The sequence below is a fragment of the Sphingomonas sp. SRS2 genome (assembly GCF_000971055.1).
GTDB lineage: Bacteria > Pseudomonadota > Alphaproteobacteria > Sphingomonadales > Sphingomonadaceae > Rhizorhabdus.
Window position 1 is genome coordinate 1 of record NZ_LARW01000157.1, and the last position, 10524, is coordinate 10524.

Genomic DNA, 10524 nt, shown 5'->3' on the forward strand with positions numbered 1-10524 from the left:
CCCTTCCATCGGGGGTGAGTCAAGCAGCATCGCCGATGCGCTTAATTCTTCGGCACCAGCAGCGTCAGAAAAACGAAGGCATCGGCAACGCAGAGCGAGAGCAGGACGGTCCTGGCGGCGACCATGTTGAGGCTGGGCATATATAGTCTCCTAAGCAACGGATGACCGTTGCCTAGAAGCTGAACTTTGCCCGCGATTGTCGGCCGGGAAATAGCATGATGCTGCTTTGAAATATTAGCGTGCGAAACCGTCGCAAGTGTCGCCTCAGCTCGCCGCCCCGCGCCGCCAGGGATAGCCGGGAAGCCGCGCCGCAAGCGGCCACAACACATTGAGCGCGAGCCCGCCGATCACCAGCGCCGCCGCCGCGAGCTTCCACACCGGCAGCGCCTCGCCCAGCAGTAGCGCGGACGCGCTCATGCCGAACACCGGCACCAGCATCGCCATCGGGGTTATCGCCGCCGCGGGATGCCGCGCCAGCAGCCAGCCCCAGGCGGCATAGCCGAACATCGTATTGCCCACCGATTGCCAGAGCACCGCCGCCCAGGCTTCGGGGCCGGCCTGCGCGATGGCGCCGGTGATCGCCGGCCAGCCTTCCATGACCAGCGAGCCGATCAACAGCGGCGGAATCGAGAACAGGCTGGCCCAGACGACGAAGCCGAGCATGTTGGTGGCTCCGCTCGCCTTGGCGATATGATTGCCCGCGCCCCAGCTCGCCGCCGCGATCAGGACAAGGCCCAGGCCCAGCGGGGTCGCGCTGCTGTCGCCATGTTCGATGATGATGCCGATGCCGACTGTTGCCATCACCAGCGCGATGATCTGGAAAGGGCGCACCCGTTCGCCGCTGAAGACCATCGCGAGGCCGATGGTGAAGAAGACCTGGCTCTGCACGACCAGCGAGGCGAGCCCCGGCGAGATGAAGCCGTTCATCGCGATATAGAGCAGCCCGAACTGGCCGAAGCCGATCAGCACGCCATAGGCCGCGAGCGACATCCAGGAGACTTGCGGCCGCCGTATGAAGAAGGCCGCAGGCAGCAGCGCGAAACAGAAACGCAGCGTGGCGAACAGCAAGGGCGGCAGTTCGTCGAGCGCGAGCCGGATCACCACGAAGTTCGTGCCCCACACCACGACCACCGCCAGGGCGAGCAGGACATGCCGCAGAGGCAGATGCGTGGGAGCGGCGTTCATCAGGCAGGAATATCGGCCCCGGGCCCGCAAGACCATCCAGACAATAACACTACATTGTCACGCTCGTGCTGGTCATCCGCCCGCTTCACGCGACAGCAGGTTGCGCTTGCGTTCGACGCCCCAGCGGTACCCCGACAGCGCGCCATCGCCGCGCACCACCCGGTGACAGGGCACCGCGACGGCGATCTTGTTGGCGGCGCAGGCGGCGGCGACGGCGCGGGCGGCTTTGGGCTCGCCGACCGCACGGGCAAGCTCGGCATAGCTGCGCGTCTCGCCCGGCGGAATGGCCTGCAACGCCTGCCAGACCCGCCGCTGGAAGGCCGTCCCGCGAATATCGAGGGGCAGCGCGAGACCCCGCGCCGGCTCCTCGACCATCGCGACCACCTGCGCCACGCTATCCTGGAAAGCGGGGTCAGCCGCGATCAGCCGCGCATTGGGGAAGCGGCTTTCGAGCAGCCCAACCAGCGCCGAATCGTCGTCGCCCAGCATGATAGAGCAGATGCCCCGATCGCTGGACGCCGCCAGCACCCGGCCTAGCGAGGACTGGCCGATGCCATAGCGTATCTCCATCTCCGCGCCGCCCCTGCGATAGGCGGCGGGCCGCATGCCCAGCGCCTCGTCGGCCGCGGCATAGAAGCGGCCGCTCGACCCGAAGCCCGCATCGTAGAGCGCCTCGGTCACTTGCGCGCCGCTGCCCAGCGCCTCACGGACCTTGCGGGCGCGTTCGGCGTCGCCATAGCCTTTCGGGGTCAGGCCGGTGATGGCACGGAACAGCCGATGGAAATGGTGGGGACTGAGGCCCGCGCCATCGGATAGTTCGCCGAGTGAAAGCGGTTCCTCGGCCGCCTCGATCCGGCGACATGCCGCCGCTATCAGTGCGGCCTGACGATCGGCCAGCGGCGCCTCGTTCGGACGGCAACGCTTACACGGGCGAAAACCCACCGCCTCCGCCGCGCCGGGATCGGCATGAAAGGCAACGTTTCGCGGATTAGGGGTCCGCGAGGCGCAGGCGGGGCGGCAATAGACACCGGTCGTCGCGACCGAATAAACGAAACGTCCCTCCGCTTTCGCGTCGCGCGTCAGCACCGCCTGCCAGCGGGGATCGTCTATCGTCAGGGTCATGGCCGGCATCCTTCGCATAAAATCATCATGCGATCATGTGGCATCGACCTGCCGGCCATGCTTCCCGCCGCTTGCTTTCAAATCGAAAGCCCCAGCATCCCTCGTCATCCCGGCGGAAGCCGGGATCTCATCGCCTTCGCTCCCGCTATGCGATGGTCAAGAAAAGGGAGATTCCAACTTTCGCTGAAATGACGACGAATGAGTGGTACCGCCTGTGCTCAGGCGGCGGCGCGCGCCTCGGCCTCGCGCTCGCAGTCTGGACAGGGGCCGCTGTGCGGATAGATGAAGTCGGCCTCGTGCCAATGGCCGACCGCATTCTCGAAGATCTCGATGCCCTCGCCATAGCCCAGGCCGCGCAGAACGTCGTTGGTCAGCAGATCGATCGCACGATGCGCGACATGGCCGCGCATCGTCTCGACGATCCCGCGCGCGCGATCGGCAAATTCCTCGGCGGACATCAGCGGAACGGGCTTGGTCATGCCCGCGCCACTAATCGCGAAACGGCTTTATTTCAAGACTGGCCGGCGAGCGGAGTCGCGGCGTTGTCGCGGCAGAAACCCTCGCCCTGCTGGATCATCAGGCAATTCTGCTTGCCCGCGAGCCATTTGAGCCCGGTCTGGTCGCCGGTGGCGACGCGGATGCTTTCGGGCCGGCCATCGCGGGTGAAGCGGATCGCGTCGCCATCGGCAGTGCCGTCATAGCTCTTGGTTCCGTCGAGCAGGGTCACGCTCAGCACATAGCGTCCACGCTCACCCGCCGGCTGGATGTCGAGCACCAGTCCCTCGACGCCGATCCACTTGCCGACCCAGGCATCGGTCGGCAGTGCGGCCTCGCTGCCATTGGCCACCGCATCGGCCTCGTCGATCGTGTCGTCGATCGCGGCATTGTCCGCGACCGTCACATTGTCGATCGGATGCGCGTCTTCGCCGCGGGCGCAGGCAGCCAGCAACAGGATCATGGCCAGGCCGGCGGATGTGCGCATCTTCATCGATCAACTCCCATACGGGTCAAAATACCTTCACCGGTTCAAGAGGTCATCGCCCGCCGGGTCAACCGCAAAGATGCGCGGCCTGGTCCTCCATACACATATCGCAGTAGCACATTGCGATAATCGGGCTTGGGCCCTAGAGACCGGCCAACACCCGACTCGTCAGCACTGGACAGGATATGGCCGAGACTATCGCCATCGCATCCGATCATGCCGCTTTCGACCTCAAGGCCATGCTTGTTGCCTGGCTGCGCGAGGAAGGCCATGAGGTCCTCGACCTCGGCTCCGATAGTAGCGCATCGGTCGACTACCCCGATTATGGCTACCGTATCGCCGAGGCGATCGCTGCGGGCGAGGCCGGCAAGGGGATCGCGTTGTGCGGTTCGGGGATCGGCATCTCGATCGCGGTCAACCGGCACCCCGCCGCCCGCTGCGCGCTGGTCAACGAAGTCCTCTCCGCCCGGCTGTCGCGCGAGCATAACGACGCCAACGTCATCGCGCTCGGCGCGCGGCTGATCGGCATCGAGCAGGCCAGGGCCTGCATCACCGCTTTCCTTTCGACGGCCTTTGGCGGCGACCGCCATGCGCGGCGCGTCGACAAACTCACCCACCCCCGCTTCCACAAGGAACCCGCATGAGCAGCAATCCGGCCGCCAATCTGTCCGACGTTCAGCCCGACGGCTTTTTCACGCGCGGCCTGGCGCAGGCTGATCCGGCGGTGTTCGGCGGCCTCCAGGCGGAAGTCACCCGTGAGAAGAAGCAGATCGAGCTGATCGCATCGGAGAATATCGTCTCCAAGGCGGTGCTCGAGGCGCAGGGTTCGGTGTTCACCAACAAATATGCCGAGGGCTATCCCGGCAAGCGCTATTATCAGGGTTGCCACCCGTCGGACGTCGTCGAGCAGCTGGCGATCGACCGCGCCAAGCAGCTGTTCGGTTGCGGCTTCGTCAACGTCCAGCCGCATTCGGGCGCGCAGGCGAACGGCGCGGTGATGCTGGCGCTGACCAAGCCCGGCGACACGATCATGGGTCTCAGCCTCGATGCCGGCGGCCACCTGACCCACGGCGCGCGGGCGGCGATGTCGGGCAAATGGTATAATGCCATCCAGTACGGCGTCCGTCCCGACGATCACCGCATCGATTTCGATCAGGTCGAGGCGCTCGCCCGCGAGCATAAGCCGACGCTGATCATAACCGGCGGCTCGGCCTATCCGCGCCACATCGACTTCGCTCGTTTCCGCGCGATCGCGGATGAAGTCGGCGCGATCTTCATGGTCGACATGGCGCACTTCGCGGGGCTCGTCGCCGGCGGCGTGCACCCCACCCCGTTCGGCCACGCCCATGTCGTGACGACCACGACCCACAAGACGCTGCGCGGCCCGCGCGGCGGCATGATCATGACCGACGATGAAGCGATCGCGAAGAAGATCAACTCGGCGGTCTTCCCAGGCCTTCAGGGCGGCCCGCTGATGCACGTCATCGCCGCCAAGGCCGTCGCCTTCGGTGAAGCGCTGCAGCCCGACTTCAAGCTTTATGCCGCCGCCGTTGTCGAGAACGCCAAGGTGCTCGCGGCGCGCCTCAAAGAACGCGGCGCCGATCTCGTCTCGGGCGGCACCGACACGCATCTGGCGCTGGTCGACCTCCGCCCGATCGGCGTCACCGGCCGCGATGCCGACGAAGCGCTGGAACGCGCCGGCATCACCTGCAACAAGAATGGCGTGCCGAACGATCCGCTGCCGCCGGTCAAGACCAGCGGCATCCGCGTCGGATCACCCGCCGGCACAACGCGCGGCTTCGGCCCCGCCGAGTTCCGCGACATTGCCGACATGATCGCCGATGTGCTCGACGGTCTCGCCAAGAATGGCCCGGAGGGCAACGGCCAGACCGAAGCGCATGTCAAAGAGCGGGTCGAGGCGCTGTGCGACCGCTTCCCGATCTATCCTGAGCTTTGATGGTGATCCGCTCATGCGGATGCCGCGCCTGTAAGGCACGATAATGCGCTGTCCGTTCTGTGCCCATGAAGACAGCCAGGTGAAGGACAGCCGCCCCACCGACGATGGGGCGGCGATCCGGCGGCGGCGGCAATGCGAAGGGTGCGGCGCGCGCTTCACCACCTTCGAACGCATTCAGCTGCGCGAATTGACCGTGGTGAAGAGCGAAGGACGGCGCGAACCGTTCGACCGGTCGAAGCTCGAACGATCGATCCAGATCGCCTGCCGCAAGCGCCAGGTCGATCCCGCCCGGATCGAACGCCTCGCCACCGCGATCCAGCGCCAGATCGAAACCAGCGGCGACAGCGAGATTCCGGCCAACGCGGTCGGTAGCATGGTGATGGACGGCCTCAAGGCGCTCGACAGCGTCGCCTATATCCGCTTCGCCAGTGTCTATAAGGATTTCCGCGAAGCCAAGGACTTCGAGGAGTTCGCGGGCGCGGTGAGCGACGCCGGCAAGGACGGCTGAGGCAGCCCCCGATCCACACCCTCTTTTCTCTCCCTCTCATCCTGAGTAGGGGCTGAGCGAAGTCGAAGACCCGTATCGAAGGACCGCCCGTGAGTTTCTGGGCCTATATGCTCCGTTGCGCCGACGACAGTTTCTATGTCGGTCACACCGATGACATCGACGCCCGGATTGCGCAGCATCAGTCGGGCGCTATCCCGGGCTATACGCACGAACGCCGCCCGGTCACTCTGGTCTGGTCGGAAGAGTTCGCCGAACGGGATCAGGCCTTTGCAGCCGAACGACGGATAAAAGGCTGGTCGAGGTTGAAGAAGAAGGCCCTCATTGACGGCAGTTGGGCAGCGACATCGCGGTTGGCCGGGAAATCGGGGGTCCTTCGTGGGGGCGCTTCGACAAGCTCAGCCTCTCCTCAGGATGAGCGGGAGGGGCGAGGTGCAAAAGGACCCATGCCCATCATCGTCCTGGTCCGCCCCCAACTGGGCGAGAATATCGGCAAGGCCGCGCGCGCGATGCTCAATTTCGGGCTGACCGAATTGCGTCTCGTCAGCCCCCGCGATGGCTGGCCCAACCCCGACGCCGGCCCCGCCGCATCGGGCGCGGACATCGTGCTGGAAAAGGCGCAGGTCTATGACAGCGTCGCCGAAGCGACCGCCGACTGCGCGCAGGTCTATGCCACCACGGTCCGCAAGCGCGGCGTCACCAAGCCGGTCGTCACCCCCGAGCAGGCCGCGGCCGACATTCGTTCGGCAGGCAGCCGCACGGCAATCCTGTTCGGGCCGGAGCGGTCGGGGCTCGATACCGACGATGTGGCGCTCGCACGGACGATCATCACGGTGCCGATCAATCCCGAGTTCGGCAGCCTCAATCTCGCCCAGGCGGTCATTCTGGTCGCCTATGAATGGTCGAAGGGCGAAAATCTCGCGTCGCCGCCGACGGTCGATATCGATCCGCCCGCGTCGCAGTTCGAGCTGGAAGGCCTGATCGGCCATATCGAACGGGTGCTGGAAGAGTCGGGCTATTTCTTTCCCCCCGACCGTACGCCGACCACGAAGCGGATGTTGCGGACATTGTTCACGAAACCGGGCTGGAACGAACAGGAAACCCGAACCGTGCGCGGCGTGCTGAGCGCGCTGGAGAAACCCCGCAACCGCCGGTGACAATTTCGGCGGATCGGCCTATGGGTCGGGCCGATGGAAATGTTCGAAGGCCTGCCAAACATCGTGAAGATGGCGCTGAGCCAGACGATCTGGCTCTTCCTGCTAGCTGCGCTGTTCATCCCGCTGGAGCGGATCTTTCCGCTACATCGCCAGCCGACCCGGCGTCCTCAGCTCCTTATCGATCTCGTCTATTATTACACGACCACGCTGATCCCGACCGTGGTGCTGGCGTTTCCGCTCGCGGTGGCGGCATCGACGGCGCGATATTTCGTGCCCGACGGCTATTATATCTGGATCATGGGGCTGCCCATCTGGCTGCAGATCATCTTCGCCTTCGTCGTCGGCGATTTCGGCTCCTATTGGGCGCATCGGGCGATGCACGAGGTACCGTGGCTCTGGCGGTTTCACGCCACGCATCACGATCCGGTCCGGATGGACTGGCTGATCAACAGCCGGGCGAATCCGATCGACATCATCTTCACCCGCATGGCGGGGCTGACCCTGATGGTCGTACTGGGCTTCGGATCCGTCGGCTCGGGATCGGGCAGCGCGATCCCGCTATACGCGCTGTTCGCTGGCGCGGTCTGGGCCTTCTTCATCCATTCGAACATCCGCTGGAATCTCGGCTGGCTCGGCCATGTGGTATCGACGCCGCATTTCCATCACTGGCATCATTCGCGCGACGATCATGTAAATCATAATTATGCTGCGATCCTGCCGGTCTACGACCGGCTGTTCGGCACCTTTCATGCGCCAAAGGGCGTTTGGCCGCCAAGCTATGGGATCGCCCCGGAGAATCAGCCCGAAGTGCTGATCGCCGCACGATATGAGGACGCCCCGGCGGACAAGCCCGCCAAGGATCAGGCTTAGGATCCGGCGTCGAACAGCTCGAGTTCCTGCGCGATCGATCCTTCGACCAGCATGTCGTAGAGTCGATAGGCGAGCCTGGGCGGGAAGCCCCGGTCGCTGGCGACCTTTACGGCATGCGCGATGACTTCGGCCTTGCGGACCTCGTCACGGACATTCTCGCGATTCGGCTTGATACGCGCGGCTGCCTCGATGTAGCGCATCCGCTCGGCGAGCAGGCTGACGATCAGCGTGTCGAGCCCATCGATCGCGGCGCGGACCTGGTGCATTTCGGTGCATTCGGCGGCGGGAACAGGATTTTTGTCGGTCATGTCCGGGGCTTTAGCGCGGTCGGGCAGGCTTGACTATCCGCCCTTTCGCCGCCATAGGCCCGCCTTCGCAATCGGCCCCACATCCCGGTGAAGTGGTGGCCCTGCCGTTCCCCAGAGAAATTTGGTGGTGACCAAGCAGAGCGAAATACCGGGATCGACCCCGTCCCGCTTCGGCGGTCACGGGCAACGTTGTAGCGATTGAAGGAAGACATCATGTCGAAGCGCCATAGCGCCAAGTACAAACTCGACCGCCGTCTCGGCGAGAACATCTGGGGTCGCCCGAAGAGCCCGGTCAACAAGCGTGAATATGGCCCCGGCCAGCACGGTCAGCGCCGCAAGGGCAAGGTCTCCGACTACGGCCTGCAGCTCAAGGCGAAGCAGAAGCTCAAGGGCTATTACGGCGACGTCACCGAGAAGCAGTTCAAGAAGAACTACACCGCCGCTTCGCGCATGAAGGGCGATACGTCGCAGAACCTGATCGGCCTGCTCGAGCGCCGCCTCGACGCCGTCGTCTTTCGCGCCAAGTTCGCGCCGACGATCTTCGCCGCGCGCCAGCTGGTCAGCCATGGCCACATCCGCGTCAACGGCGTGAAGTGCAACATCGCATCGCGTCTGGTAAAGCCGGGCGACGAGATCTCGCTGGGTTCGAAGGCGCAGGAAATGGCGCTGGTGCTTGAGGCCCAGGGCCTGTCCGAGCGCGATGTTCCCGAATATATCACGCCCGATGGCGGCACCAAGGTCACCTATGTCCGCGTGCCCACGCTCGACGAGGTGCCATATGCCGTGAAGATGGAGCCGAACCTGGTCGTCGAATTCTATTCGCGCTGATCCGGATCCCATCGGGACAAGACAGAGGGCGGCCTTCGGGTCGCCCTTTTTCGTTCAAGGCGCATAGGCGCGCAGGAAAAAGTTCATCGCGGCTTCGGCGTCGATCGTAACGAGCTCGGGTGGTGGCGTCTCGATCAGGCCCAGCAACACTTGTTGATGCACGCCCGACATGCACAGGCTGACCAGCGTTCTGGCCGCGCGGATCGGATCGGCCGACCGCAGCTCCCCCCGATCCATCGCCGCAGCAAGGAACCTTGCGAGCATGGCATGGGCCGTCTTTGGAGCGCGCTCATAAAAAATCTGCCCAACCTCTGGAAAACGTCCCGACTCGGCATGGACGAGCCGGTGCAGGGCGATGGCCGGCGGCGAGGTGATCTTCTGCACGAAGCGTAGACAGAAGCGCCGCAAGGTCTCTTCCAGACCACCGCTGGCATCGAGCAATGACGTCATTTCCGCATGGTGAGCCGACGTCGCCCGTTCGAGCACTGCTTCGAACAGCGCCTGCTTGGACGGGAAATAATTCCACATCGTCGCCTTTGACCCGCCGACCGCCGAGGCGATCGCCGACATGCTCGTCGCCGAATAGCCTTGCTCCATAAAGGACGTGGCCGCGATCGCCAGGATCGCGTCGCGGCGATCGATCCGTCGCGCCTCGCGGCGGCCCAGGGCGGGCTTATCATGCTCCAATTTCATAACCGTACTATATGGTACATTTTTACATTGACAAGAGGGTAAGCGGGGCGCACATGGCAAAAACAATACCGGGCAGTACGGTTTTAAAAGATGATATCGAGTCGCTCCCACTTAGCCGTATCGCTTGGGCTCCTCGCCTGCCTGTCAGCCTGCGCCGCCGCCCCCGATCTCGGCGCAAGGCCGGCTTTGCGGTCGGCGCCCAGCGTAGCGGCCGAACGGACATTGGCGGGCGATGCCACAGCCGCTGCGTGGCCCGCCGGCGGATGGTGGCGCGACTATGGTGATGCCCAGCTCACGGCGCTGATCGAAGAAGGGCTACGCGGCTCCCCCGACGCAGCCATCGCCGCAGCGCGATTCCGCATGGCGCAGGGCATGGCTCAGGCCGCCGGCGCGGCGCTGCTGCCGTCAGTCGACGCCAGGGCACAGGCGGGGCTCGAAAAGCAAAGCAAGAACCTCGGCATCCCGCCACAGTTCGTGCCCAGCGGCTGGCAGGATGTCGGACAGGCCAGCCTCAACCTTGCTTTCGACATCGATCTTTGGGGACGCAACCGAGCCCAGCTCGCCGCGGCGATATCCGAAGCCGAAGCCGCCCGCATCGAACAGGATTTGGCCGGGTTGATGCTGACCACCGGCATCGCCACGGCTTATGCCGATCTCGCTCGGCTTTATGCCGAACGTGACGTGCTGGCGGCGGCGGTCGATCTGCGCCTTGCGACGCAGCGGCTGGTTTCAGACCGGGTCAGGAGCGGCCTCGACACTCGTGCCGAGCTCAAGCAGGCGGATGCCTCGGTCCCGCAGGCGCGCGCCGATCTTGCCGCCACCGACGAAGCAATCGCGACGACGCGTCACCAGATAGCCGCGCTGATCGGCGCAGGCCCCGACCGGGGCCTGACGATTGCCCGCCCCGCCCTCGCCAG

13 protein-coding genes and 1 pseudogene are annotated in these 10524 nt (G+C 64.9%); 8 read left to right on the forward strand and 6 right to left on the reverse strand.

Annotated features, from left to right (window positions below):
• Positions 1–264: 264 nt before the first annotated feature.
• From WP12_RS22330 to WP12_RS22345, 4 genes are all read right to left on the reverse strand, one after another.
• The gene (locus WP12_RS22330) at positions 265–1185 is read right to left on the reverse strand and encodes an EamA family transporter (RefSeq protein ID WP_046195852.1); all 921 of its coding nucleotides are present in this window, start codon (positions 1183–1185) and stop codon (positions 265–267) included.
• A 72-nt stretch (positions 1186–1257) separates the two neighbouring features.
• Complete coding sequence (ada, locus tag WP12_RS22335; RefSeq protein WP_200894582.1) at positions 1258–2307, reverse strand: bifunctional DNA-binding transcriptional regulator/O6-methylguanine-DNA methyltransferase Ada; 1050 nt, start codon at positions 2305–2307, stop codon at positions 1258–1260.
• Positions 2308–2525: 218 nt separating this feature from the next.
• Positions 2526–2786, reverse strand: coding sequence for a hypothetical protein (locus WP12_RS22340; RefSeq protein WP_046195854.1), 261 nt, complete (start codon positions 2784–2786; stop codon positions 2526–2528).
• A 32-nt stretch (positions 2787–2818) separates the two neighbouring features.
• Positions 2819–3295, reverse strand: a complete 477-nt coding sequence (locus WP12_RS22345) for a hypothetical protein (RefSeq protein ID WP_046195855.1) — start codon at positions 3293–3295, stop codon at positions 2819–2821.
• Positions 3296–3474: 179 nt separating this feature from the next.
• Between WP12_RS22345 and rpiB the strand changes: the two genes are divergently transcribed.
• The 6 genes and pseudogenes from rpiB (at position 3475) to WP12_RS22370 (ending at position 7778) form a co-directional block, all read left to right on the forward strand.
• A complete protein-coding gene (rpiB, locus tag WP12_RS22350; protein WP_046195856.1) occupies positions 3475–3933 on the forward strand; it encodes a ribose 5-phosphate isomerase B in 459 nt (152 codons plus the stop codon).
• Positions 3930–5246 (forward strand): serine hydroxymethyltransferase, encoded by a 1317-nt coding sequence (gene glyA / locus WP12_RS22355; RefSeq protein ID WP_046195857.1) that lies wholly within the window; start codon positions 3930–3932, stop codon positions 5244–5246. Before rpiB ends, glyA begins: the two co-directional genes overlap by 4 nt.
• Positions 5247–5289: 43 nt before the next feature.
• On the forward strand, positions 5290–5754 hold the full coding sequence (nrdR, locus tag WP12_RS22360; RefSeq protein WP_046195858.1) for a transcriptional regulator NrdR: 465 nt from the start codon (positions 5290–5292) through the stop codon (positions 5752–5754).
• 107 nt (positions 5755–5861) lie between these two features.
• A pseudogene (locus WP12_RS26380) lies at positions 5862–6050 on the forward strand (GIY-YIG nuclease family protein); the annotation flags it as partial.
• 147 nt (positions 6051–6197) lie between these two features.
• Positions 6198–6908 carry an RNA methyltransferase gene (locus WP12_RS22365; RefSeq protein WP_046195861.1) on the forward strand — a complete coding sequence of 237 codons (711 nt, stop codon included), beginning with the start codon at positions 6198–6200 and terminating at the stop codon, positions 6906–6908.
• A gap of 33 nt (positions 6909–6941) precedes the next feature.
• Positions 6942–7778, forward strand: coding sequence for a sterol desaturase family protein (locus WP12_RS22370; protein WP_052730577.1), 837 nt, complete (start codon positions 6942–6944; stop codon positions 7776–7778).
• Here WP12_RS22370 and WP12_RS22375 read toward each other — a convergent pair.
• Positions 7775–8086 carry a chorismate mutase gene (locus WP12_RS22375; RefSeq protein ID WP_046195859.1) on the reverse strand — a complete coding sequence of 104 codons (312 nt, stop codon included), beginning with the start codon at positions 8084–8086 and terminating at the stop codon, positions 7775–7777. The two genes, WP12_RS22370 and WP12_RS22375, sit on opposite strands and share 4 nt — an antisense overlap.
• Positions 8087–8299: 213 nt before the next feature.
• On the opposite strand from WP12_RS22375, the gene rpsD reads away from it, so the two are divergent.
• Positions 8300–8914: a 30S ribosomal protein S4 gene (rpsD, locus tag WP12_RS22380; protein WP_046195863.1), complete on the forward strand. Its 615-nt coding sequence runs from the start codon at positions 8300–8302 to the stop codon at positions 8912–8914.
• A 54-nt stretch (positions 8915–8968) separates the two neighbouring features.
• Here rpsD and WP12_RS22385 read toward each other — a convergent pair whose 3' ends face one another.
• On the reverse strand, positions 8969–9607 hold the full coding sequence (locus WP12_RS22385) for a TetR/AcrR family transcriptional regulator (protein WP_046195860.1): 639 nt from the start codon (positions 9605–9607) through the stop codon (positions 8969–8971).
• Between the two features lie 186 nt (positions 9608–9793).
• On the opposite strand from WP12_RS22385, the gene WP12_RS22390 reads away from it, so the two are divergent.
• A partial coding sequence (locus WP12_RS22390; protein WP_327196245.1) for a TolC family protein occupies positions 9794–10524 on the forward strand: 731 nt, incomplete at its 3' end.

Excerpts from the sequence above, each read along its gene's own strand:
- WP12_RS22375 (WP_046195859.1), bottom strand. The coding sequence starts at position 8,086 with ATGACCGACAAAAATCCTGTTCCCGCCGCCGAATGCACCGAAATGCAC.
- rpsD (WP_046195863.1), top strand. The coding sequence starts at position 8,300 with ATGTCGAAGCGCCATAGCGCCAAGTACAAACTCGACCGCCGTCTCGGC.
- WP12_RS22330 (WP_046195852.1), bottom strand. The coding sequence starts at position 1,185 with ATGAACGCCGCTCCCACGCATCTGCCTCTGCGGCATGTCCTGCTCGCC.
- WP12_RS22370 (WP_052730577.1), top strand. The coding sequence starts at position 6,942 with ATGGAAATGTTCGAAGGCCTGCCAAACATCGTGAAGATGGCGCTGAGC.
- glyA (WP_046195857.1), top strand. The coding sequence starts at position 3,930 with ATGAGCAGCAATCCGGCCGCCAATCTGTCCGACGTTCAGCCCGACGGC.
- ada (WP_200894582.1), bottom strand. The coding sequence starts at position 2,307 with ATGACCCTGACGATAGACGATCCCCGCTGGCAGGCGGTGCTGACGCGC.
- rpiB (WP_046195856.1), top strand. The coding sequence starts at position 3,475 with ATGGCCGAGACTATCGCCATCGCATCCGATCATGCCGCTTTCGACCTC.
- WP12_RS22365 (WP_046195861.1), top strand. The coding sequence starts at position 6,198 with ATGCCCATCATCGTCCTGGTCCGCCCCCAACTGGGCGAGAATATCGGC.
- WP12_RS22385 (WP_046195860.1), bottom strand. The coding sequence starts at position 9,607 with ATGAAATTGGAGCATGATAAGCCCGCCCTGGGCCGCCGCGAGGCGCGA.
- WP12_RS22340 (WP_046195854.1), bottom strand. The coding sequence starts at position 2,786 with ATGACCAAGCCCGTTCCGCTGATGTCCGCCGAGGAATTTGCCGATCGC.
- WP12_RS22345 (WP_046195855.1), bottom strand. The coding sequence starts at position 3,295 with ATGAAGATGCGCACATCCGCCGGCCTGGCCATGATCCTGTTGCTGGCT.
- nrdR (WP_046195858.1), top strand. The coding sequence starts at position 5,290 with ATGCGCTGTCCGTTCTGTGCCCATGAAGACAGCCAGGTGAAGGACAGC.